At 54.0% G+C, this 25252-nt stretch carries 17 protein-coding genes and 1 tRNA gene; 12 read left to right on the plus strand and 6 right to left on the minus strand.

Going from position 1 to position 25252, the window contains the following annotated elements; translation table 11 throughout:
• Positions 1-218: 218 nt before the first annotated feature.
• From osmY to mrdA, 9 genes are all read left to right on the plus strand, one after another.
• The gene (osmY, locus tag AC790_RS00955; RefSeq protein WP_007893194.1) at positions 219-833 is read left to right on the plus strand and encodes a molecular chaperone OsmY; all 615 of its coding nucleotides are present in this window, start codon (positions 219-221) and stop codon (positions 831-833) included.
• 93 nt (positions 834-926) lie between these two features.
• On the plus strand, positions 927-1088 hold the full coding sequence (locus AC790_RS24020; RefSeq protein ID WP_007893192.1) for a DUF1328 domain-containing protein: 162 nt from the start codon (positions 927-929) through the stop codon (positions 1086-1088).
• Between the two features lie 173 nt (positions 1089-1261).
• Positions 1262-2314 carry a patatin family protein gene (locus tag AC790_RS00960; RefSeq protein WP_007893189.1) on the plus strand — a complete coding sequence of 351 codons (1053 nt, stop codon included), beginning with the start codon at positions 1262-1264 and terminating at the stop codon, positions 2312-2314.
• On the plus strand, positions 2311-3090 hold the full coding sequence (locus tag AC790_RS00965; protein WP_007893186.1) for a metal-dependent hydrolase: 780 nt from the start codon (positions 2311-2313) through the stop codon (positions 3088-3090). Before AC790_RS00960 ends, AC790_RS00965 begins: the two co-directional genes overlap by 4 nt.
• 291 nt (positions 3091-3381) lie before the next feature.
• Positions 3382-4161, plus strand: a complete 780-nt coding sequence (gene deoC / locus AC790_RS00970) for a deoxyribose-phosphate aldolase (protein WP_049850655.1) — start codon at positions 3382-3384, stop codon at positions 4159-4161.
• Between the two features lie 62 nt (positions 4162-4223).
• Positions 4224-5546 carry a thymidine phosphorylase gene (gene deoA / locus AC790_RS00975; protein WP_049850656.1) on the plus strand — a complete coding sequence of 441 codons (1323 nt, stop codon included), beginning with the start codon at positions 4224-4226 and terminating at the stop codon, positions 5544-5546.
• A gap of 94 nt (positions 5547-5640) precedes the next feature.
• The gene (gene deoB, locus AC790_RS00980) at positions 5641-6864 is read left to right on the plus strand and encodes a phosphopentomutase (protein WP_049850657.1); all 1224 of its coding nucleotides are present in this window, start codon (positions 5641-5643) and stop codon (positions 6862-6864) included.
• A gap of 33 nt (positions 6865-6897) precedes the next feature.
• Positions 6898-7611 carry a purine-nucleoside phosphorylase gene (deoD, locus tag AC790_RS00985; RefSeq protein ID WP_007893178.1) on the plus strand — a complete coding sequence of 238 codons (714 nt, stop codon included), beginning with the start codon at positions 6898-6900 and terminating at the stop codon, positions 7609-7611.
• 200 nt (positions 7612-7811) lie between these two features.
• Positions 7812-9686 carry a penicillin-binding protein 2 gene (gene mrdA, locus AC790_RS00990; RefSeq protein WP_049850658.1) on the plus strand — a complete coding sequence of 625 codons (1875 nt, stop codon included), beginning with the start codon at positions 7812-7814 and terminating at the stop codon, positions 9684-9686.
• 9 nt (positions 9687-9695) lie between these two features.
• Here mrdA and AC790_RS25280 read toward each other — a convergent pair whose 3' ends face one another.
• Complete coding sequence (locus AC790_RS25280; RefSeq protein WP_049850659.1) at positions 9696-11018, minus strand: PAS domain-containing methyl-accepting chemotaxis protein; 1323 nt, start codon at positions 11016-11018, stop codon at positions 9696-9698.
• A gap of 195 nt (positions 11019-11213) precedes the next feature.
• Here AC790_RS25280 and AC790_RS01000 point away from each other — a divergent pair.
• A tRNA-Phe gene (locus tag AC790_RS01000) sits at positions 11214-11289 on the plus strand.
• A 176-nt stretch (positions 11290-11465) separates the two neighbouring features.
• On the opposite strand, the gene AC790_RS24520 is transcribed toward AC790_RS01000, so the two are convergent.
• Complete coding sequence (locus tag AC790_RS24520) at positions 11466-11789, minus strand: TIGR03758 family integrating conjugative element protein (protein WP_082204258.1); 324 nt, start codon at positions 11787-11789, stop codon at positions 11466-11468.
• Positions 11790-12074: 285 nt separating this feature from the next.
• On the opposite strand from AC790_RS24520, the gene AC790_RS01010 reads away from it, so the two are divergent.
• Positions 12075-12830: a hypothetical protein gene (locus AC790_RS01010; protein ID WP_049850661.1), complete on the plus strand. Its 756-nt coding sequence runs from the start codon at positions 12075-12077 to the stop codon at positions 12828-12830.
• 97 nt (positions 12831-12927) lie between these two features.
• On the opposite strand, the gene AC790_RS24610 is transcribed toward AC790_RS01010, so the two are convergent.
• Positions 12928-13542, minus strand: a complete 615-nt coding sequence (locus AC790_RS24610) for a hypothetical protein (RefSeq protein ID WP_152929105.1) — start codon at positions 13540-13542, stop codon at positions 12928-12930.
• A 286-nt stretch (positions 13543-13828) separates the two neighbouring features.
• Between AC790_RS24610 and AC790_RS24035 the strand changes: the two genes are divergently transcribed.
• Positions 13829-13990 carry a zinc-binding dehydrogenase gene (locus AC790_RS24035; protein WP_369817551.1) on the plus strand — a complete coding sequence of 54 codons (162 nt, stop codon included), beginning with the start codon at positions 13829-13831 and terminating at the stop codon, positions 13988-13990.
• 202 nt (positions 13991-14192) lie between these two features.
• Here the strand turns inward: AC790_RS24035 and AC790_RS01020 are convergent, their stop codons facing one another.
• The 3 genes from AC790_RS01020 to AC790_RS01030 all read right to left on the minus strand — a co-directional run bounded on the left by AC790_RS01020 (position 14193) and on the right by AC790_RS01030 (position 25252).
• Complete coding sequence (locus AC790_RS01020) at positions 14193-14768, minus strand: Ail/Lom family outer membrane beta-barrel protein (protein WP_049850663.1); 576 nt, start codon at positions 14766-14768, stop codon at positions 14193-14195.
• A 249-nt stretch (positions 14769-15017) separates the two neighbouring features.
• The gene (locus AC790_RS24615) at positions 15018-15545 is read right to left on the minus strand and encodes a hypothetical protein (protein WP_072093383.1); all 528 of its coding nucleotides are present in this window, start codon (positions 15543-15545) and stop codon (positions 15018-15020) included.
• A gap of 698 nt (positions 15546-16243) precedes the next feature.
• Positions 16244-25252, minus strand: coding sequence for a hemagglutinin repeat-containing protein (locus AC790_RS01030; protein ID WP_049850665.1), 9009 nt, complete (start codon positions 25250-25252; stop codon positions 16244-16246).

Raw genomic sequence — 25252 nt, forward strand, 5'->3', positions numbered from 1 at the left:
TATCGGATACAGACTCCTCCTAATTCCGCTGTTTTTTTCTCTTTTTGGCGATATATCAACCACAAGAGCCAGCAAAAGCTGTAATCCCTACTACTATTATCCTGTCGGACGAGAAAAGAGACCTTTCAGGTTTCATTACGTCCACTAACTCAGCAACGCCGTTCGTTGCTGGCGCATCCGCGATAACGGATGAGTTAACTGATAGAAGGATGATATCGATGAATAAGACTAAGATTGCCAAAACCCTTATTGCTGCTCTTGCCGGTTCTGCTCTGCTGAGCGGCGCGGCGTTTGCAGATGAATCACTGTCGCAGAAAGCACAGCAAACCTCCGACAGCGCGGGTTCGAAAATCGATAGCTCAATGAAAAAAGTCGATGGTTATATGGATGACAGCGGCATCACTGCGAAAGCCAAAGCGGCGCTGGTGGATGATGAAGCGATTAAAAGTACGGATATCTCCGTCAAGACGCATGATGGCGTGGTGACCTTGAGCGGCTTCGTTGCTTCTCAGGATCAGGCTGAAAAAGCCGTCGCGCTGGTGCAGAAAGTCGAAGGTGTGAAATCCGTCAGTGACAAACTGCACGTTAAAGACAGCAAAAATGCTTCGCTGAAGGGTTATGCCGGTGATACCGCCACCACCAGCGAAATTAAAGCTAAGCTTTTAGCAGATGACATTGTGCCATCGCGCAACGTTAAGGTGGAAACCACCGACGGCGTGGTGCAGTTATCTGGGGAAGTGGCGAACCAGGCACAGTCCGATCGTGCTGAGAAAATCGCCAAAGCCATTGAAGGCGTGAAAAGCGTGAAGAATGACCTGAAGGTGAAATCTTAACGCGGGCGACTCGGCACCTGCTGGTGCCGTTTCGTAATAAAAACAAAGGTGTAAATAAGCAGTTCGATTTTCACAATGGTAAAGGAGAGGCTTATGTTTCGTTGGGGTATTATCTTTCTGGTCATCGCTCTGATTGCTGCAGCATTAGGTTTCGGCGGTTTGGCGGGTACGGCAGCATGGGCAGCTAAAATTGTCTTCATTGTCGGTATTATTCTGTTCCTCGTGAGCCTGTTTACCGGGCGCAAACGACCCTGACTACTTGCGTCATAGACGCTAACCCGCGAGTTACGTAAAGCGGAGACCGGTCATTTGCGGCATACTATGAAGCCGCAACGATTGCAGACGCAATTGGTCAGGGAACGACAATGACTGGTTCTCCGGGATGCTGCTCAGGCAGCTCCCTCAGAGCAAACACTGAGGGACATCCATTGGGTACTCGTATTCCGCTGACGTTAGGTTCATTTGAACCGCTGGCTTTAACTCCCTTCAAATCCAACAAAATTGCCTTAGTGTGCGAAGGCGGCGGCCAACGTGGCATCTTCACTGCGGGCGTACTGGATGAGTTTCAACGCGCTGGATTCAATCCCTTTCAACTGATGCTTGGCACCTCTGCCGGTGCACAAAATCTTTCCGCTTTTGTCTGCGGCCAACCTGGCTACGCACGACGCGTGATCTCCCGTTACACCACCAGCAAACTGTTTTTCGATCCGCTGCGTTTCGTGCGCGGAGGGCATCTTATCGATCTCGATTGGCTGATCGATATCACTAAACAGGAATTTCCGCTGGCGCTCACCACCGCTGAAGGGCTGTTTGCCAAAGGCAGCGAGTTCTATATGTGCGCTTGCCGCAGCGACGATTATCGTGCTGAGTACTTCAACCCGACCAGCACCAACTGGCATGACATCATCAAAGCCTCCAGCGCGATTCCCGGCTTCTACCGCAGCGGCGTGCAGATGGATGGCGTGAGCTATCTGGATGGTGGCATCAGCGATGCGATCCCAGTGCGTGAAGCGGCACGCCGTGGCGCGGATACCATCGTGGTGATCCGTACCGTGCCGTCGCAGATGTCGTATACGCCGAAGTGGTTCAAACGCATGGAGCGCTTTTTGTCCGATAGCGCGTTGCAGCCGATGATCAACGTCCTGCATCAGCATGAAGAGAGCTATCGTGAAATCCAGCAGTTCATTGAACAGCCGCCGGATAACCTGCGCATCATTGAAATCTGCCCGCCTAAGCCGCTGGCGAGCATGGCGCTCGGCAGCCGTTTGTCATCGCTCAATCAGGATTACCATTTAGGTCGCCGCAGCGGACGCTATTTCCTCGCCACGCTCGGCCAATGGCTCAGTGATGCCGAACCGCTGGTGCGTTCAACCACGGTAACGCCGCCGGCTGCCGTCGCCAATGCGCCCGACAATCGCCCGTTGATTACGCCCGCGCTGGCGGAAAACGATGCTGATTTTGATAAAGGCTCGCTGGCATGAAGTTTATCGACACCCATTGTCATTTTGATTTTCCACCGTTCGTTGATGCGGCACCCGCCAGTATTGCGCGCGCGGCGCAGGCGGGCGTGGAACGCATCATTGTGCCAAGCGTCGATGCCAGCCGTTTTGCGTTGGTCAGTCAGCTGGCGCAGCAGCATGACGCGCTATATGCCGCATTGGGCCTGCATCCGATCAACATTGCACAGCATCAGGAAGATGCGCATCTTGGCGAGCTGGAAAGCTGGTTGAAGAAGCCAGATAGCAAGCGCGTGGCGATCGGCGAGATCGGCCTCGATCTCTATATGCAGGAGGCGCAATTCGCTAAGCAGACGCGGCTGCTTGATAAGCAGCTTAAGCTGGCGAAGCAGTACGATCTGCCGGTGATTCTGCACTCGCGGCGCACCCACGATCAGTTAGCTGTGCACCTGCGTCGTCACGATCTGCCGCGCCGTGGCGTCGTGCACGGTTTTGCTGGCAGCCAGCAGCAGGCCGAGCGCTTTATTCAGCTCGGCTATGCGATTGGCGTCGGCGGCACCATTACCTATGAACGTGCCAGCAAAACCCGCAATACCATCGCCAACCTGCCGCTACATTCCCTGTTGCTGGAAACCGACGCGCCCGATATGCCGCTGCAAGGTTTTCAGGGCCAGCCTAACCGTCCGGAGCGGGCGCGCAACGTGTTTGACGTGCTGTGCCAGCTTCGCAGCGAATCGCCCGAGGTGATTGCCGACGCATTATGGCAAAACAGCCTGCGCCTGTTTGCTCTGCCTGCCTGATCCTCCCCGACAGATTCTGCATTTACGCTGCCTTACGCCCGATTAGCTACAGTATTAAAGCGGGAAGTACACTTTTACGTCCTTTTTTGTGATAATAATAACAACGCCAGTCTGGTCGATATTTTGGCCTGATCAGCAATTATTTGTGATGTTTATCACTAAATAATTGTATTTTCATGACGGATTTTCTTTTCTGTGTGACGTAAAGCGCAATTCATCGTCACGGTTATTGTTAGAATTATCACATTCTCCGGTGGGTTGTGCCTGCCGGTCTGACTTTTGGAGAGCATCATGACCGACCTTAAAGCAGCCGCACAGCGCGCACTGCAACTGATGGATTTAACCACCCTGAATGAAGATGACACCGACGAGAAGGTGATCGCGCTGTGCCGTCAGGCGAAATCGCCAGCCGGTAACACCGCGGCTATCTGTATCTATCCGCGTTTCATTCCGGCGGCGCGTAAAGCGCTGCGTGAACAGGGCACACCGGACATCCGCATCGCCACCGTGACCAACTTCCCGCACGGCAACGATGACATCGAGATTGCACTGGCCGAAACCCGTGCGGCAATCGCCTACGGTGCTGACGAAGTCGACGTGGTGTTCCCGTATCGCGCACTGATTGCGGGCAACCGCGACATCGGTTTCGAGCTGGTGAAAGCCTGTAAAGCCGCCTGCGCAGAAGCCAACGTGCTGCTGAAAGTGATTATCGAAAGCGGCGAGCTGAAAGACGAAGCGCTGATCCGTGCCGCTTCGGAAATCGCGATAGATGCCGGTGCCGATTTCATCAAAACCTCTACCGGTAAAGTGCCGGTCAACGCTACGCCAGACGTAGCGGCGATCATGATGCAGGTGATTCGAGATAAAGGCGTGCAGCAGCAGGTTGGTTTCAAACCGGCGGGCGGCGTGCGCACCGCTGAAGACGCGGCGCTGTATCTGAAACTGGCCGACGACATTCTGGGCCAAGGCTGGGCCGATGCGCGTCATTTCCGCTTTGGCGCTTCTAGCCTGCTGGCAAGCCTGCTCAACACGCTGGGCCACGAAACCGCGACCAGCAAAGCGGGCTACTAAGTTCAATCCATTCTTTGTAGGGTCGCCATTCATGGCGACCTCCTCATTCCAGGGAGGCAACCGTGTTCCTGCCACAAGAAATTATTCGTAAAAAACGCGACGGCCAGACGCTGAGTGAAGCGGAGATTCGCTTTTTCATCAACGGCGTGCGCGACAACAGCGTCTCGGAAGGCCAGATCGCCGCGCTGGCGATGACCATCTATTTCCACGATATAACGCTGGAAGAGCGCGTGGCGTTAACCATGGCGATGCGTGATTCCGGCACGGTGCTGAACTGGAAATCGCTGAATCTTAACGGCCCGATTGTGGATAAGCACTCCACCGGCGGCGTGGGCGATGTGACTTCGCTGATGCTCGGTCCGATGGTGGCGGCCTGCGGCGGCTACGTGCCGATGATCTCCGGTCGCGGTCTGGGCCATACCGGCGGCACGCTGGATAAACTGGAAGCGATTCCTGGCTTTGATATCTTCCCCAGCGACGATCGTTTCCGCCAAATCATTAAAGATGTCGGCATCGCGATTATTGGCCAGACCAACTCGCTGGCGCCGGCCGACAAGCGTTTCTACGCTACGCGCGATATCACCGCCACCGTCGATTCCATTCCGCTGATCACCGCCTCGATCCTCGCTAAAAAACTGGCGGAAGGATTGGATGCGCTGGTGATGGACGTCAAAGTGGGTTCCGGTGCCTTTATGCCGACCTTCGAAGCGTCAGAAAATCTGGCGCAGGCGATTGTCGGCGTGGCGAACGGTGCAGGCTGCAAAACCACCGCGCTGCTGACCGACATGAATCAGGTGCTGGCTTCCACTGCCGGAAATGCGCTAGAGGTGCGTGAAGCGGTGCAGTTCCTGACCGGCGTTGCACGCAATCCACGCTTGCTGGAAGTGACGATGGCGCTGTGCTCAGAAATGCTGATCTCCGGCAAACTGGCGGAGAACGATACCGAAGCGCGCAAAAAACTGCAGCAGGTGCTGGATAACGGCAAGGCCGCTGAAGTGTTCGCCCGCATGGTGGCGGCACAAAATGGTCCGGCAGATTTCATTGAGCGCATGGACAGCTATTTGCCGGCGCCAACCCTGAGCAAAGCGGTTTACGCCGAGGGTGCTGGCATTGTCAGCGCCATGGATACGCGCGCGCTCGGCATGGCGGTGGTGTCGCTAGGCGGCGGACGTCAGCGCGCCAGCGACAGCATTGATTACAGCGTCGGCCTGAGTGACATGACCACGCTCGGCACCCAGATTGACGCGCAGCGCCCGCTGGCCATCATTCACGCCAGTTCGGAAGCGCAGTGGCAGCAGGCCGCCGCTGCGGTGAAAGCCGCCATCACCTTGAGTGACAGCGCGCCAGCGATGACGCCGGTGGTTTATCGTCGCGTCAGTGAATAACTGGCGCTTCTGCGTGCCAGGCAGCGGCCGTTCGGGTATACTGATCTGATCGCTTTTTTTTGACTTGTCATCGCGCATTGCGCAGGAGACTTGCATGAAACGTGCTTTTATTATGGTTCTCGACTCCTTCGGGATCGGTTCCAGCAAAGACGCCGATAAATTCGGTGATGAAGGATCGGACACCCTCGGCCATATCGCCGAAGCGTGTTTCGAAGGCCGCGCCAATGAAGGTCGCGAAGGCCCGCTGCACTTACCTAACCTGACTAAATTAGGACTCGGCAAAGCCGCTGAGCTTTCCACCGGTCGCTTCCCGCCAGGCCTCGATCCCAACGAGGAAATCATCGGTGCGTACGCTTACGCCAGCGAACTGTCGTCGGGTAAAGATACGCCGTCGGGCCACTGGGAAATCGCCGGCGTGCCGGTGCTGTTTGATTGGGGCTACTTCAGCGACAAAGAGAACAGCTTCCCGCAGGAATTGCTGGATATTCTGGTGAAACGCGCCGATCTGCCGGGCTATCTCGGCAACTGTCACTCTTCAGGAACGGTAATTCTCGACCAGCTCGGCGAAGAGCATATGAAATCCGGCAAGCCGATTTTCTATACTTCGGCGGACTCGGTATTCCAGATTGCCTGCCACGAAGAGACCTTTGGCCTCGATCGCCTGTATGAACTGTGCGAAATCGCCCGTGAAGAGCTGACGAAAGGTGGCTACAACATTGGCCGCGTGATTGCGCGTCCGTTTGTTGGCGACAAAGCCGGACACTTCGAGCGTACCGGCAACCGTCATGACCTCGCGGTAGAACCGCCATCGGCGACCATGCTGAAAAAACTGGTCGATGAGAAGGGCGGTGAAGTGATTTCGGTAGGTAAAATCGCCGATATCTACGCCGAGCAGGGCATCACGCAGAAAGTGAAAGCGACCGGTTTAGACGCGCTGTTCGATGCCACCATTGATCAGATGAAAAAAGCGCCTGATACCTCAATTGTGTTCACTAACTTCGTTGATTTTGACTCAACGTGGGGACATCGTCGTGATATCGCCGGTTACGCGGGCGGGCTGGAGTTGTTCGATCGTCGCTTACCCGAGCTGATGGAACTGGTGAAAGAGGGTGACATTCTGATTCTCACCGCCGATCACGGCTGCGATCCCAGCTGGGAAGGCACCGAACATACGCGTGAGCACATTCCGATTCTGATCTACGGCCCGCATGTGAAGCCAGGATCGCTGGGATACCGCGATACCTTCGCCGATATCGGCCAGACCATCGCAAAATATTTCGGCCTGTCCAGCATGGACTACGGCAAGAGCATGCTGTAAAACAGCGCACCAATTTTTATAAGGAAAATAATCATGGCAACGCCTCATATTAATGCAGAAATGGGTGATTTCGCGGACGTCGTGCTGATGCCGGGCGATCCGCTGCGCGCGAAGCACATTGCGGAAACCTTCCTCGAAGATGCGGTAGAAGTGAACAACGTGCGCGGCATGCTGGGTTACACCGGTACCTATAAAGGCCGCAAGATTTCGGTAATGGGTCACGGCATGGGCATTCCATCCTGCTCGATCTACACCAAAGAGCTGATCACCGATTTCGGCGTGAAGAAGATCATCCGTGTGGGTTCTTGCGGTGCCGTGCGCGCTGACGTGAAACTGCGTGACGTGGTGATTGGGATGGGTGCCTGCACCGATTCCAAAGTGAACCGTATGCGCTTCAAGGATCATGACTTCGCCGCAATCGCGGACTTCGACATGGTGCGCAACGCGGTTGACGCGGCCAAAGCGCTGGGCGTTGATGCACGCGTGGGTAACATCTTCTCGGCCGATCTGTTCTATACGCCAGATCCGCAGATGTTCGACGTGATGGAGAAGTACGGCATTCTGGGCGTGGAAATGGAAGCGGCGGGTATTTACGGCGTGGCGGCGGAGTTCGGTGCGAAAGCGCTGACGATCTGCACCGTGTCGGATCATATCCGCACCCATGAGCAGACCACCGCGGCTGAACGCCAGACCACCTTCAACGATATGATTAAGATCGCGCTGGAGTCGGTGCTGCTGGGAGATTAATTTCTATCCTTGCTGCGCCTATTAACCAGGGCGGCATAAATGCCGCCCCTACAACGAATGTAGGGTCGCCATTCATGGCGGCCTGGCTCCCCACCGTAAACATCTGACACACTTTTACCCAGGCTTGTGCATCTTCGTGCTGGCTCTGAAACATTCTCTGCTTATCATTAGCGTGATAACAAAGAGACTAAGCCCACCTGATGAATTTTCGTAATTTCGAAGCAGAAGAAAAGCTGTTTGCCCGCCGTGCGATTGTCGCTTTTGCCCTGGTTGTCATCTGCTTTACCATTTTAGGCATCAACCTGTATCGCCTGCAGGTTGATCAGCACAGCTATTACCAAACGCGATCCAATGAGAACGACATCAAAATGATCCCCATTGCGCCTACGCGTGGGCTGATTTTCGATCGCAACGGTATCCCGCTGGTACGCAACGTCAGCTGGTATGACATTCACATCACGCCGTACAGAATCGCCGACATGCAGGCAACGCTAAAAGCGCTAACGCCGATTGTCGATCTGACGCCAGAAGAGATCGAAACCTTCGAGCATGAACTCAAGCAGAACAGCCGCTACAAGCCGGTTGAACTGAAAGCCGAACTGACTGACGAAGAAGTGGCGCGCTTCGCCGTCAATCAATTCCGCTTTAGCGGCGTCACCGTCGATACCTATCAGGATCGCGAATATCCTTACGGCGCCGATCTGGCGCACGTGCTCGGCTACGTCTCGAAAATCAACGATAACGACTACAAGCGTCTGAATGCCCAGGGCGTGGGCGAGAACTACGCCGCCGACCACAACATCGGTAAGCAGGGCATTGAGGGCTATTACGAATCGCTGCTGCACGGCAAAACCGGCTATCAGGAAGTGGAGGTGGATAATCACGGCCGCATCGTGCGCGTGCTGAAAGAGGTGCCGCCGGTTGCCGGACAAAACATCACGCTAACGCTCGATCTCCATATGCAGCAGTATGTTGAGAGCCAGCTGGCGGGGCAACGCGCGGCGGCGCTGATTGAAGATCCGCACGACGGCAGCGTGCTGGCGATGGTCTCCGCGCCGAGCTACGATCCCAATCCGTTCGTTAAAGGCATCAGCTATAAAGCCTATAAAACCCTGCTGCAGGATAAAGACCTGCCGCTGATTAACCGCGTCACCCAGGGTTTGTATCCGCCAGCCTCGACGGTGAAGCCGTATATGGCGATGTCCGCGCTGCTCACCAAAGTGATTACGCCGGGCACCACCTTCTTCGGCGCGCCAACCTGGACGCTGCCGGGTACCGATCGCAAATATCGTGACTGGAAAAAGTCGGGCCACGGCATGCTGGATGTCACGCGCGCGATTGAGGAGTCCGCCGACACCTTCTTCTATCAGGTGGCGTTCATGATGGGTATCGATCGCATCCACACCATGCTGAGCCAGTTTGGCTACGGCAAATCGACCGGCATCGATCTCAACGAAGAGTACGCAGGCTTGCTGCCGAGCCGGGAGTGGAAGCAGAAGGTACATAAACATGTGTGGTATCAGGGCGATACCGTATCGGTCGGTATTGGGCAAGGTTATTGGGTGGCCACGCCGATTCAGATGGTGAAAGCGATGGTGGCGCTGATCAACAACGGTCGGGTGATCAACCCGCATCTGCTGGAGAAATCACAGCGTGGCACCGACATGCAGCCGTATCAGCCGAAATTACCGCAGGCGCAGATTGGCGATGCCAAATCGCCGTATTGGTCGCTGGTGCGCCACGCCATGTTCGGTATGGCAAATGCGCCAAACGGTACCGGCTACAAATATTTCCACACCGCGCCGTACGGCATTGCGGCCAAATCGGGCACCTCGCAGGTCTTCAGCCTCAAGCAGAATCAGGTGTATAACGCCAAAATGACGCCGATGCGTCTGCGCGATCACATCTTCTATACCGCGTTTGCACCGTTTAACGATCCCAAAGTAGCAGTGGCGTTGATTCTGGAAAACGGCGGCAACGAAGGCGTCACGGCGGCGCCGCTGATGCGCAACATCCTTGACCATATCTTTGTGCCGGAAGCTGCAGCGCCGCCGCTGGCAACAGCGGCGCAGTAGGAAAGTGAATTAGTCCTCTTTCAATGCATCCGTAACGTGGCCGATGGCGCGCACCACTTCGCTGGAACTGCCGCGAATATCGGCCATCATGCCGCCCGCTTCCTGCGCTAACACCACGCCTTGATCGGCGCGTTTCAGGTTAGATGCAATGCCTTTCAGCGCTTTCTCCGCCAATGTGTGGTTCTGCTGCACCATGTTCTCAATCTCGGTGGTGGCGCGGTTGATGTTAGCCGCCAGCGTACGCACTTCGTTGGCCACCACGGCGAAGCTGCGACCGTGCTGACCGGCGCGCGCCGCTTCTACCGCCGCGTTGAGCGCTAGCAGATTGGTTTGATCGGCGATGCGGCGAATGCTTTCGACGATGGCGCCAATGCGATCGGATGAGTCGCTCAGATTACTGATATCGCCTGAAATACCGTGCAGTTCGCTAGCCAGATCGTTCATGGTCTGCACGCTGTTTTCAATCACCGTCGCACCCAGTCGCGTGCTTTCGCTGGTTTGCAGCGCGGTTTGATACGCCTGCTGCGCCGCTTCGCGCTCCAGCTGATTCTTCTCTACCTGCGCGGTGACATCGGTGGCGAACTTCACCACTTTGTACAGCTCGCCGGCTTCGTTAAACACCGGGTTATAGGTGGCGCGCAGCCACACCGTTTGGCCGCGTTTGTTCACGCGCTGAAACTGGCCGGAGATAAATTCGCCCTGATTGAGCTTGTGCCAGAAGCGGCGATACTCGTCGCTGGCACGCATCTCTGGCGGACAGAACTGGCGGTGATGCACGCCAACTACTTCCGTCGCGCTGTAGCCCATGGTTTTCAGGAAGTTGTCATTGGTCATCAACACTTCGCCCTGTAAGTTGAAGGCAATCACCGCCATGGAGCGCTCTATGGCGGTGGTCATCGCGCGCTGCTCCTGCGCATCCATAATGCGCGCGGTGATATCGCTCGCCAGCTTGACGATTTTAATCACGCGACCGCTGCGATCCTGCACCGGCACATAGTTGGCTTCCAGCCAGATGGGACGGCTGTGTTTTGCCACGCGCAGAAATTTGTCGCTAAAACCTTCGCCACGATTCAGGCGCCGCCAGAAGTCGCGATAGTGCGGAGAGGTGATCTGATCGGCGGTGCAAAACAGGCTGTGATGTTGGCCGACGATTTCTTTGAGCGTATAACCCATGCGCTCAAGAAACAGATCGTTGGCGGTGAGAATTTTGCCTTCGGGGGTGAATTCGACCATGGCGATAGCGTCCTGCAACGAATTGAGCGTTGCCAGGCTATGACCGCGTTTCTGCCACGCAAGGCGCGACAGGATTCCTGATGTAATTGTGCTGAACATGGTGCACCTTAATTATTGGTATGAGATGTCAGCACGGTTATCGGCACAAGCGATTAAAAATTCATCGATAACTGCGATAGGTAGAATGATTTTTTACCGGTTGGTCTGGCGGTTGCTTTAAAAGGCATCAGTCAGTCAATTTTTGCCGAAAAGCGTTTGACGGTGCCGCGCCAGTAAGGTTTAATGCGCCCCGTTGCCCGGATAGCTCAGTCGGTAGAGCAGGGGATTGAAAATCCCCGTGTCCGTGGTTCGATTCCGCGTCCGGGCACCAACATTTAGAAAACCCAGCTTATGGCTGGGTTTTTGCTTTTCTGCGTCAGCTCATCTTTAAAATAACTCAATCAGCATATCCAGAAAGGCACGTAACCGCGCTGTCGAGCTGGGTGTATTCCTCTTGTATGGGGTTAAATATCGAAATTGTCTGATTTTAATGGTGAAAATTCAGGTTCAGACGATTAATAAAGCCACTGAACAGATAAAAAAACGGACAAGCGTAGCATCCTTGACTTTGGTCTTTTCCCAGCCATGCCAGACATCCAGCGCCGCCCATGCTGCCCAGAGAAACAGCACACACAGTAGTAGCCCAACGGGCACAAGATACAGAACGCTAATATCAATATTGCCGGATACTGTTTTAACGTGTTGATCTGCGCGGCGGCCATCGCCATAGCGGACGGCCTCAAGTGCTGACCTTGCCCTAATCCAGCGGCTGCGCACGCGAATGCTACGTATAGCGATCAATGCCAGCACGCATGATGTTGAGGTTTTCATTGGTTTTTTTGTAATCGAACAGGTAAAGGCAGCAGTTATTGGGGTAGGACTGCGCGGTGACGGTGTGGGCGCGGGAGAACTGGACTTGATCGATCAGGCGTTGGGGGGCGAGTTCGTCGAGTTCACTTGCCATACTGGTAAAATTAATAGTCAGTAGAGCTATATAATGGAATTTTAAACATGATCTGTTCCTAATCGACAGTTTTGGTCAAACTAAATTAAGTGTTGAATATGCTTTCTGCGTAAATGATTTTTAAAAAATAAATTAAAAGACAAGGGGTTTTTATGCTAAGTAAGGTTAAGGAGTTTTTGGGGTTTGAAATAACAGATTCAGACATGAAAAATTTAAGGCGATTGCCATCAATAGTGATTCCATTCCTACTAATGCATTTTATATATTTCCCATTAATAGCTTTTGAATTTATCTTCAACTACATGGCTAAGAATGGTTTTTTTAGTTACGAATTAATCACTGAAAATTTTTTTGTTGTAAGCCTTTCGACTGGAGTAACTTTTTTAGTGTTGGCAGCATTTTCAATCATGTGTTGGGGAGCCTTAGCATATTTTTTTCTTCTAAAGAAAAAAGTCATTAAGCGATCATCATTTATGTGGGCGGTGATCATATGTACGGTTTTTATGCAAATATTGATGTGGCTGACTATCGCAACCTCCAATAATCCCATGGTGTTATTAACTGTATATTTTTCCTCGCTCGTTTTAGGTATGTTTTATTGTTTTTATTTCACTTCAGATCTAAAAGCTAAGATATTTTGGGTTGCAGCTCTGACAGTAATGACAAGTTATCTTCAGCTTACAGCTGGAGAATATGCGAGTGATTTATTTGGAAAGTCACTCAAGAAATTTGGAATTGGAGGTGGCATTCAAGTAGATATTATTTTAATTGATAAAAACTATAAGGTTCAGAAAGGAACGATGACGTTAATGACGCCCGACTTTGTTTATATGAAAAGCAAAAATGGTGCAGAAGTCATCCCTATGGTTAATGTTAGGCAGATTATTAGACCTTACGCTAAGCTATAACGCTGACATAGCTTATTGCTGTTATATCCCTTGCAACAGTGCGCGGACTCAAGCTGAGCACTGTTGCTTCTTTGGCTAATATTATATGGAGGAGGGCTTATTCTTCCAAAAGTTCATTGATTTTCATCATTCGTATATGGGAGAAAATTATTTTTATCAGCTGAAAAGAAAATGCAATATATAGAAGAAAGATTAATGAAAAATTAATTGCATTCGCTCCCATTATAAATAATTCATCAATCATTAACTGATGCTCATTTTTCTGAAATGCTTTAGCTGTTTGGTAATTATGTACTAAGACTTCGGTGTAATGTAATGCACCAAAGAAACAGGCGACTACTATCATCATACAAACAGCCATACAACCTATGCGGCGGGGCAAAGTTGCAAAAAGCCATGTGTATTTAAAACCAAGAACACCATCATGTATATCAGGCTTAATTAACTCCAGTACTCCTCGGCATCGAGATAGATTTGACATAATCTCGAATGAGTTGTCCTTTTGTAGTATCACCAATGCGTCTGTATAAGGTATTGGGCGCATACGATGAATTTTGCTGATCAAGCTTTCAATAACATAAGGGCATGGGTGTTCGCCAGATATTTCTTTAGATAACTCACTTAATAGTCCGATATTATCTTTTTTAATTGATTGGATGAATACGAGAAATGAGATGGTTATTGGAAGTACAGCTAGCAAAGTCGTCAACATGGATTATAACCCAAAATATCAATGGTAATATACTATCGGCCATTGTCATTAAATATTTAACATTTATATTATTAATCTTAGAGGTGTTTGACTTGCAACTGCCTCGCCACACATTGCATCTTGCCTGTTGACGTCAGCGTATAAAGTCGAGCTGTCGTCCTGAGCTACGCTCTACTAATTGAGACGATTTACATACCTAATTTTCTCACTGTGAGGATAGCCCTGAAAAATTTTCTTCTTGCACTGAGCTGCCTTGGAGTCTTAAAGCGATGTCATCAACACGGGTGTGCTTCAGGGCAGACAGCTGGCGGAAGCAGGGAAATTACTTGAGAAGGGCATGATTCGTGTAGTTGTTGAAAGCATTTATCCGCTGGCAGAAGCCTACGCCGCACATGAGCGCGCTGGCCGGGGAAATATCCAGGGAAAGATTGTTCTGACTCACGTTTGAAGAATGTTTTTCGCCAGTATAAGTGGGCTAAGAAGGGGTGTATACAGCAACGATTTAAAGGTGAACCGCTTGATCTTGGTAAATTGGAATCTGTTGACGTTGTAATCTTTTTTGATCCTGAAACCGTGCGAGCGGATAGAACCCGGTATCAAGCCGGATTCTATCCGCTATTATTCAATAAATAGCGCTTTGTTCAATCGACTTAAAATCGATACCCCACACCAATATTGAATCCATTAATCGCATAATCCTTATTTTCGTAGCTGGCTTTAGAGCCTTCATATCCAATATCTATTGTCAGACTACTCCATGGATTAATTTGCACACCAGCACCGTACATGAAGTTGGTAGATTTACCGCTGCCATTGAAGTTGCCCATATCGGTATACCCACCGCCACCATAGTTATTCCAGTTATAGTTATAATCAACTTTGCTATGGTTAAAACCGACTAATCCATAAATGCTAAATATACTATTAATTCTGTAAGCCGGGCCTACTGCCAGAGAGTAGTATTTTGCATCGGTATGTCGAGTAATAATGTCCCGAGCGGCTGAGTAAGTGCCATCATCACTGCCTTTAAGATAGGTGAAGGAGGTTATAATACTCAGCGGCGAATTCCATTCATAACGATATTTCACATTCAAACCGTGAATATCTTTAAAATCCTTCACCTTACTTTGTGCATAACCCAGGGTGATGGTGTGATTATCTGCTTTAACAAAAGCTGAGGTAGTCATTGCAGCTAAAAAAGCCAGAGATACTATGGTGTACTTCATAAATCATCCTTAATTAACAAGTTACTCACAGTTGCGCTTTCTGTGAATATTAAAACTACAGTTGATGACAAGGTGAATTCAATAAATATCGTGAAATTTTGAGATGCCTGTCTGCTTTTCTTCTTCTGGTTAGTTGGGGTTAAGTGCATTTGTTACTTGTTCTATTTAAGCATTGTCTTGTTTTTTGGTGTGGTTGAAATATACAGATATGTCTTGTTGTTGATGTTATGCACGTCATCGAAGGAGTTATCAACCAAAGAAACCAGTCTTGCATAAGTCTCCACTCCATGAATTTGTTCCACCCTCTGACGGGGTAAGATCCTTAATTCTAATCGATATGTCACTAACAATTACATCATAATCATGATTTGGCAGAGGGTATAATCGTGTTGAAATTTGACGTTCAAACGAGCCATAAGTATGGCTTTCAGTATAATACCGAACAACTTCTAAATATTGATTTGGTTTTATGCTGTATTCTTTTACAGACATGGTTTTTATGTCAGCAGAAGGTGTCATCCCTGCTACTTTTTTATTACCTGTTGTAGGGATACCCATAAGTACCAGTGAAGAGGTAACGCTTTTTTCAGATACTTTTTTATAGCATTCACCAATTTTTTCATAGGTACGGATAGCCGTGTTACCATCATTACCTACTCTTACTCGCGCCGCATCCGTGCCAGTGTACTCCTCAGGAGAAGGCCTGAAATTCAGCGTACAGCCTGAGATTATTAATGATGTTAAACAAACAATAATTACTTTATTGAGTCCATACATATTAAAACTCCTTTTATATGATTGAAGAAATTAAGTTATTTATATGTTACTAACGCTGTAACGATATCAGATTGCCACCCGCCAGCTTCTGTAGCGCCATTTAGCTATATCCTCGCTAACTTGCTGAAGACTATCACTTAGAGTTGATAGTCTTCGCATACGCAGATAAATATGCGGGGAAGTGATTTTTTAATTTAATGCGATGAGTTTTCCCTGAAGGAAGTACTATTCCCCAGCTTTCACGGTAGGAAAAAGACTTCATTAACCGAAATTATCCCATCTCAGGTTGCTTCATGATTATTTTTACTTGGTTTTATCGGTTTTTTTAAATGTTTACTGTCCTTGTGTTGTGATTAATTATCATGACATTTTTCATTAAGGCTAAGAGTATGTTTCTTTAGGATTAGCCTCACCAGACTATTCTTTTGTTCTGTCTTATTACAAATGTTATTTTTTGTTCTTTCTTTCCTGTGATTTATTTTTAATCCAAAGGCCTACCCCCAATAATAAACCAATAACAAAACCTTTACTTAAGGCAGTGTGTAAGGAATTTCTCCATGTGAAAAGAAATTCCCCATCGCTATAATAGAAAAGTAAGGACACTCCTAGTTGACCTATGAAGAGGATTAGTGTCATCAAAATGGAACAATAAATAACCAAAAACAAAAACCAGGCAATGCCTACTTTTCTAAAAATTTTCATTGTGTTTTGCCTCTTTTATCCAATTCACTTTTGACAGCGCCACCAGTGGTTTCTAAAGCAGCAGATCCTGCAACTGCACCAATAACATCTTTTGTCACTTGATCCTTTACCGGAGATAATGCATCCACAACTTTACCCCCAATGCTGCCAGCCACGCTACCCAAGCCAGCACCAACAATGACAGAGTTGGTAGGTTCTTCACCTTTAATTCCACTACCAACTGCAGCTCCACCTATATTGATGGTTGCTGATGATCCAATACCTTTACCTGTTGTCAGCGCGGAGGTAACTCCTGCCATAACTGCATCAATATAACTAAATGGATCTTTTCCGCTTAGCTGAACACCAGCATTAACTCCAGCACCTATTGCTGCATTAATAGCCATACCTTCTTTAATAGTGCTGCCCAGCACACTGCTACCAAATAACAATGGCGCATCACCAATACTTGCGTTTGATTTATGGTAGCCCCAGGTATTCATAATCGATTGGGCTTTAGTCATTGCTTCAGAATCAGGATTTCGTTTGATGTAATCCTGGCCGGACAACATTCCTTTAACTAGTTCCTGCGCGACAGCTGGACCATATTCTTTCTCCATTTCAGAGGCATATATACGCAGATAACCAGCCAGTTCCGCACGCTCCGAGCTGCTCATCTGAGAAGGATCTTTATTAAACTTAGAGACTAACGCATCACTACGCTGATCTGCATTTTCCAGCTTAAGTAGTTCATTGGCTGCGGTAAGGGATTTATCACCCTGTTTTATCTTCTCTACGGTGTTATCCAGTCTGTCGGAGGATGATGAACTCAGGAAGTTATTCTCAACCGTCGTCTTGCCCGCCTGAGCGCCCGCAACCGCATCCGCCGTCGAGCCGCCAGCCAGCCCACCCGCAAGCCCGGCAGCAAGCGTAGCAAGAGCTGACACCGTCTGCTTCTCCGTTTCGCTCAGCTCGCTGACCGGCTTGTCATAGTAGGATTTGGCAATCATACCCATCGCTTCGCCGATCGCCGCGCCTGCCGCTCCCGCTGCTGCGTTTTCCCCCTTAGCCAGCGCCAGCGCCGCATTGATGGCCGCATGGGCCATCAGGTTAGCGGCCGGATTGTCTTCTCCGACGGTGTTCTTAACCACCGTTGCCAGATAGGGCGCAGAGCCGCCCGCCAGCGCTTTTCCGATGTCGCCGCCCGCCAGCCCCTGAACCGCCGCGGTGGCGGCCTGGATAGCCTGCTGCACCTTGCCGCCGGTGCCAAAGCCGCTGTTGGTAAAGGCTTCGTTATAGAAGTTCTGGTACGCCTGGCCGCTGATGTCCTCCGCCGTTGGCGTTTTGCCCGGGTTGGCTTTGCTCCACTCATCCTGCGCCGCCTGCAGCTGCTGCGGCGTGACGTCCTTCATTTTGTCGGTTGCGGCTTTTGCTGCCGCAATCTGCCCCTGCGTCCTGGCAATGTCCGCCGCCTGGTTGCCAATCTCGCCAATCAGCTGCGCCTCTTTGAGCCGGTTCTGCTCTTTCTCCTTATCGAAGATTTGCCCCAGTCCCGGGTTAGCGTTCTCCACGTCGCGGCTCAGGTCTGCCACGTCCTGCTTCTGGCTCGCCTGGTCGCGGATAACAATCGTGCCGTCCGACACCGCCGCTTTCGTGGTGCTGTCTGCGCTGCCCGAGTTATTCGCACCGGTCAGCAGGTTGTTCGCCAGGTTCCCGGCGAACTGGCTGCCGATGGCGCCGATACTGACGCCGCCGGTGCCGCCCAGCGGGCCGGTGCTGATGCCGACGCTCTGGTGCTCGGTTTTAAACGCCGCGCTGTTGTGGATGTCGCTGAAGCCGAGCGTGCCGGTGTCGAGCCGGTTCAGGCCGGCGTCCGCGGTCGAGCCGATAACCGCGCCGTTGAGCTGTGTGTGGCCGCCCACCGTGACGTCGAAGCCGCCTTTGCCCGCCAGCATGCCGGTCTGCTCCTGCACTGACCTGTAGTCGCTGTGCATTTTGTCTTTGCTCATGTTGACGCTGGCCGAGCCGGTCATGGAGCCGAAGCTGAAGCTCGCCCCCGCGCTGCTGTTCTTCTGCTGCGCGTCGTAGGTGGCGCTGTCCTGCTCGCTGGTCAGCGTCAGGTTGCGGCCCACGTCGGCTTTGATGGATTCGCCGCTCACCTGCGCGCCGGTCAGTGTGGTGTCGCGACCGCTCACCAGCGTCACGCGGTTGCTGGCGGTGACCTGGGTTTCGCTGTGGCTCAGGCTGTCGCTGTTCTCGTGGCCTTTGCCCTTATTGATGCTCGCCGAGACGTTGAAGCCGCCGCCGCTGCCGTCTGAACTGGTGCCGAAGCCCACGCCCAGCGAGCCGCCGCTCGATGAGTTGGTGCCGCGCGAGCGCTCCGTTTCCTGGCTGGAGGTGGGGCTGATGTCGCGGCTGGCGTTCAGCAATATATCCTTGCCCGCCTGCAGCTGGCTGCCCTGGACGCTGATGTCGCCCGCACTGGCGATGACGTTCAGGTTATTGCCGGCGGTGAGGGTGCTGCCCTGGTGGGGTTGCTGCGTCCGGGTGGTCTCAGACTTCGACTGCTGGCTGCCGTAGGAGAGGCTGACGCCGATGGCGTTGTCCTCGCTGGCCGCGCCCGGCTGGGTGGCCTGCGCCGCCTGAACGCCGGTCAGCGCCGCCTGCACGCCCTTCAGCGCCTGCAGCCGCCCGCTGCTTTCTTCACGCGCGTCCTTCGCGGTGGTGACCGCCGTGTTCAGCGCGCCGCCCGCCACGCCGGAGAGCGCCAGTGTCAGGCCGCTCTGTTTGGTTTCATAGGTGTCGCGCTGCGTCAGGCCCTGCTCGGCGGCGCTGACCGTGACGTTTTTGCCGGCAAGCGTCAGGTCTTTACCGGCGATGGCGTCTGAGCCGTGCAGCAGCAGGTCGTTGCCCGCCTGCATCGTCAGGTTACCCTGCACGCTGCCGACGGTGCTGCCGCGCACGCTGTCGGTGTGCGTGGTGGTGGTGGACTTCTGCGCGGTGCTGCCGTAGCTGACGCCGATGCCGCCGGTGCCGGACAGGCCCGATTTCTTCTCCTGAATCATGCGCGACTCATCGCGCTGTTCGGCAGCGGTGGTGACGGTGAGGTTATTGCCCGCCGCCAGCCGCACGTCCTGCGTTCCCGCCACGTCGCTGCCCTTAACCAGCAGGTCTTGACCGGCCAGCATCTGCACGCTGTCGCCGGAGAGCGAGCTGCCCACCGCCGTGCGCGCATCAAGGGTGGTGTGCGTTTCGCGGGTGCTCTTCGAGGCGAAGCCGCTGCTGCCGCTGGCTTTAGTGTGCTCATCCATCTGCGTGCGCGCTTCGCCGCTGACGATGCTCAAATCGTTGCCCGCGCTCAGCGCCAGCTGGCTACCTGCGCTGACGTTCGCCGCCGTCGCCAGCAGGTTATTGCCCGCCGCGAGGCCCACGTTGCCCTTGCCGGCAATCTCCGTTCCCAGCTGGGTCGATGATGACTGATGCAGCCAGTTGCTGCCGTCGAAGTTGAGGTCGTCGCGGCTGCCGGTGGTGACGGCGTTCAGGTTCAAATCGCGTCCGGCAACGATCGTCGTGCTGCCGTTTTCGCTGCTGTTCACCACCTGCGCGGCGGTAAGGTTAATATCACGTCCGGCCTGCAGCGCCAGCGTGCCGTCGCCTTTTTCCACGTAGATACCGGCGATGCTATCGAGGCTGGTGCGGGCAAAGTTGCCGTCGGCGCTTTCAGCCGTGCGGGTGGCGGTGGTGACATTAATGTCGCGCCCGGCCAGCGCGGTGAGCGCGGAGGTGCCTTTCAGCACGCCGCCAAAGTTGTTGATGTCGGTGCGCGCCTGTAAACCGGTGCTGTCGCCCTGAATCAGCCCGCCGAGATTATTGATATTGTCGGCCACCACCTGGGTATTAGCGCGCGCGTTAATGCGTCCGCTGTTGTTCAGATCGCCGCTCAGGTTGAGGCTGACATTTTTCCCGGCCAGCAGCGCGCCGCTGCCGTCCAGGTCGCCCGGTTCCACTTTCGCAAACAGCTGCGGCACCAGCACCTTTTGCTGGCTGCCATCCGGCAGCGTCACGCTCTGCGTCACCAGCCACACCATGTCACCGGTCATCAGGCTCATCTGTTCGGCGGTCAGCGCCATGCCCGGCAGCAGATTAAACTGCTTACCGAAGGCGATACCGGCGTCCATCAGCGCTTTGTACTGATCCTGGTCGCTATCGTAGCCATCCAGATAGCGCTGGCCGGTTAAATTAATCACCTGCTGGCGAATCAGATTCTGCTCGTAGTAAGCATCACCGAGGCGTTTGTGCACGTTATCCGGATTGGTCACGAACGCCTGCATCATGTAATCAGAACCCAGCCACTTCTGGGTGTTGGTGAAGCGCGGATCGGTTTCGATCAGGTAATCACCGCCAGCCGAATTGGTTTTGTACAGGCTGTTATCCGGCAGGCGCGTGTTCGGGCCCTGGGTGCGGATCACGCTGCTGGCCGCATCGCCATCCGCTGCCGTATTCACTGGCACTTCAAAGGTTTTACCCGGCGGCAGCAATACCGCGTTACCAGGATTGAACGCTGCACCCGCACTCAAATCACCCAGCGAGATATCGCCCACGCTACCGCCCGTCCGGTTATCAATCACCAGACCGCTGCCTTCCGCTTTTTGATGTTCCTCTATAGTGCTGGGTTTTAAGGTAATGCTCTGGATAACGGTGGGCGGAGTGTAATCCGCCGTGCTTCTGCCCTGGCTGTCGCCACCTTTCTCGTGGATGCGCCAGTAGTGGAAAGCGGTGCCGACGTCGGTGATGTGCCGTTCACCGGCCACCTCCACGTTGTCGAGCGTGTCGGCGTTAATCACCAGATTGTTTCCGGCGACGATCTGGCTCTTATCGTTGAGGACGTTATCCGCGTTAATCGTCAGATTGCCGCCCGCGATAATCCGGCCCGGATCGCTGGTTTTAATCCGCGTTTCATCAACGGTGCGCTCGTATTGGTAGCGATACCAGTTGTCGTTAATATCGTTTTGCTGCCATGGATAATCAGGCGTCAGCACGAAATCGACTTCTTTGTGCTCGAAACTGACCTCATCGCGGCCGTAGCGGTTGGCATTGCCGGATACCTGGTACTCCTCGATGTTTTCGCGTGAGACCTCAACCAGTTCGGTTTCAAAGTTGTCGTTGATGTTGTTCAGGCTGGCGACGTTGAGCAGCATATCGCCGGCGGATTCGATGGTGGCGCTGTGGTTATTGAGGGTTCCTGCCTGTCCGGTGGCTTGTCCATTAGCGTCGAGTGTGCCGCCAATGCTCATCACGCCGTCGCTGTAGATCAGCGCGTGATCGCGGTTGTTGAGCGTGCCGACGCCGAGATCCAGACGCTGACGCGCGGCAATCGTCGCCGCCACGCCGTCCTGCGCGAGGTTGTTCAGCGTGCCCGCCTGGATGCTGAGGAAATCGCCGTAGATGCGTCCGCTGCCGATGTTGCTGACGGTGTCGCCGTTCAGGCGCGTGTTATAGCCGTCAATCAGGCCGTAGTTGGTCAGCATGTCGCTGGCGTCGAGCAGGGTGGTGTAGCCGCTGAGCTCGGCGTCCTGCAGGTTAACCAGATTGGCGGCGCTGACGTGCAGCGTTTCCCCGGCCTGAATCAGCTTTTCATTGCGGATGTCGCCGCCACTGGCAAGCGTCAGGTCGCCATTGGCCTGCACGTTGCCCTGGTTGGTAAAGCTGTTCACCAGCGTCATCGCCATATTACCGGCGGCCTGCACCGCGCCGCGCAGGTTGGTCAGCGTGCTGGTGACGAGAGCGAAATCGCCTTTGCTGGCCAGCGTGCCGTCGGTGTTGTCGATATCCGCGCTGCTGAGGGTAAGATCGCTGCCGGAAATCACCTGGCCTGCGCGATTGTTCAGATCGCCGCTGCGCAGGGTGAAATCGCCCTGAGCGCTGAGCAGGCCGTCGGCATTGTTGAAGGCGTTGCCCTGCGTATTCCAGTCAAGCACGCCGCCGGACTGAATATTGCCCTGCTGGTTATTGACCGCCTGCGTTTGCGCGGTGATGCCGCCGAGCCCGGTGATTTGTCCGAACTGGTTCAGCAACTCTCCGGACGCAAGGTTGATGGCCCCGGATGCCAGCAGCGCACCGTGCTGGTTATCCAGCTCGCCAGCAACCAGATGCATATCGCCCTGGCTGATCAGGCCGCCGCTGTCGCCGCTGTTGGTGTTGCTCAGCCGCTGGCCGTTGGTGTCGATACTCAGCGCCGCACCGCTCTGAATCAGCCCGCCGTTATCGTTTTGCAGGCGTTGCGTGTTGAGCGTTAAATCTTCCACCGCGCCGATTTTCCCCTGGCGGTTATCCAGATTAGCGGTGGCAAGCGCTGCCGGGCCGCTGCTCATGATCAAGCCATCGGCGTTGAGCAGCTCATTGCTGCGCAGCTGCAGCGCCTGTCCGGCAATCAGATTTCCCTGCTGGTTATCAATGTTGCCTGCTGTGATGTTCAGGGCGTTCTGCGCCGCCAGCAATCCCTGCTGATTATTGATATCGCCGTTGAACAGGCTCAAATCCTGCGCGTTGATCACGCCGCTGCGGTTATCCAGCTGACCGGAACTGAGCGTCAGCGAACCGAGCGCGATAATGCCGCCGTCGGTGCCGCTGTCGTGGTTGATAAAGGCGTTACCATTAGTGTTGATGCGCGCATCGCCCTGGCTCTGTACCAGTCCGGCGGTGTTATCGAACAAGCCGCTGCTGACGTTGAGCTGTTCAGCGGCGGCGATCGTGCCGTGCTGATTATTCAGCGTGCCGCTGCCGAGCTGCAGCGTGGTGGTTGCGCCAGTAAGCAGCCCGTCGCTGTTGTTCAGGCCGTTGCTGGTCACCGACAGCGTCTGACCAGCATTGATTTTGCCTGCGCTGTTGTTGAGCGTCTGGCTGGTCAGCTGCGCGTTGCCAGCGACGGCGCTGATGGCACCCGCAGTGTTATCGAGCGTTTCGGCATTAACGGTCAGGTTCTGGCTGGCCGCCAGCGTGCCGCTGTGGTTATCCAGCTTCTGCGCAATAGCGGCATTCAGCGAACCGGAGCCGGCGGCAATAACCTGGCCTTTCTGGTTATTCAGGGAACCGGCATGCAGATTCACATCGCCATTACCGGCAATTTTCCCGCTGCTGTTATCCAGCGCCGACACTACGTTGATAGTCATCACGCCGTTGTTGCTCTGCACCATCTCACCCTGACGATGCGAAAGGCTGCCTGCATCAATGCGGATCTGCGTAGCGGCGGTGGTAGCGCCGTCAAGGTTGAGCGCATCGCCGCGCAACGCTAAGCCACCGTTGGTGATAACACTTCCCTGGCCGCCGTTGAGCGTGCTGGCATTGATGTTCAGCTGGCCGCTGCCCGCGTGCTGAATCCTGCCTGAGCCGTTATCCAGCAACCCGGTGTTCAGCGTCAGGTTGGTGCCGTTGCTGGCAATGGTGCCGCTGGTGTTGTCGATGCCTGCAGCGTGCGACAGCAGCAGATCGCTTTCACCCAGCTGGCTGAGCACGCCCTGGCGGTTGGAGAGCAGCGGGGCGGTCAGATCCAGTTTATCCGCCTGGATTTTGCCGCCGTCATTGTTGATGCGCGTTTTGCTGCTGGCGCGCAGGCTGTTCTTCGCCTCGACCGTGGCGCTGCGCGTGCTGACGTCGCCAGTGCTGGCGGTCAGGTTGATATTGTTGCCATAGGTCTGGCTGCCGCTGAGATCAACCGCCGTGCCTTGCGCGTTCAGATTACCCGCTGCGAGGTTGGGACCGTTGCTGGTAAGCTGGCCGCGCGTGGTCAGGTTCAGGTCGCCCTGAGAACCGAGTGAGCCGTCGGCTTTCATACCGGCGGCCAGCACGCCGCTGCTGGTGTTGCTGAGCGATGCCGCCTGAATGCGGTTATTGCCTGCGGCGGCCAGCACGCCCTGATTGCTCAGCCCGCCGGTGGCCTGAAGCTGGCTGTTGCGCTGGGCGTAAACCGTGCCGCTGTTGCGGATGTCGGCGTTACTGGTCAGCGCAATATCCTGCGCGCCGTTGATGCTGCCGCTGTTCTCAATGCGGCCGTCGCTGGTGAGCGTAAAGTTGCCCGCCGTGGCGCCCAGCGCACCGGCGTTGCGCACGCCGACGCCCTGTTCAGTACCAATCAGGCGGATTTTGCTGGCGTACATGCCGCCCAGCGCCGCCACGTCGAGCGCCACCTGTGGGCGGCGGGCGGCGTCGGTCTGCGTTGCCGTCAGCGTTTCATGCGCGGCATCCACCTGGTTGAGGCCGGTGGTCACTTTCAAATCATTAGCCCAGACGCCAGCGTTGACCTTCACGGTGCGGGCGATGATGTCGGTGTAATCCTGACTGCGTGAATCCAGCCCTTTGCCGCTGATGACAATCTCACCGCCGCTGACCTGATAACCCGTCAGGTTGCCATTAGTGACCTGCGCCTGGCCGGTGGTCAGCGTGGCGCGATTAGCGTTGATAAAGCCGCAGCCGTCGCAGGTAATCCCGGACGGGTTGGCAATCACCACCTGCGCCTTTTTACCGGCGACTTCCACGTAGCCGTTGAGCTGGCTCGGATTGCGCGAATTCACCTCGTTGAGGATCACGCTGGCTTCTCCGCGCGCCAGCCACGGGTTGCCGGTGACCATGCCGCTCAGCTGGGTTTTGGTGTTGCCGTGTGAGTTATTAAGGATCACGCCCTTCTGATCGACATCAAACTGGCTGTAGTTGTTACGCGATACGCCGCCAGCGCTCGGCGCCTGGATATTGACCTGCGTGGTGCCGTTGGCGCTGCTGACCACGGTCGGCTGCTGGTTGCCTGGCGCCTGGCCGTTGGCCACAATCTGCGCCTGAACGGGCAGTACGCTAACGCAACCCAGCGCGCTCAGTAGCGAGAAACGCAGCGCCGAAAGGGCACAGATCCGGCTGGCCGCCTGCTGTGTTCTGCGTGCACGTGCCTGCTTGCCCTGGCCGCTGCGGGCGATATCGGCAACCACCATCAGCATGCCGCGCGCTTTGTTAAAAATGATGCGATAGAGAAGTTTGTTCAT

The organism is Pantoea sp. RIT-PI-b (assembly GCF_001187905.1).
Taxonomy (GTDB): Bacteria; Pseudomonadota; Gammaproteobacteria; order Enterobacterales; family Enterobacteriaceae; genus Pantoea; species Pantoea nemavictus.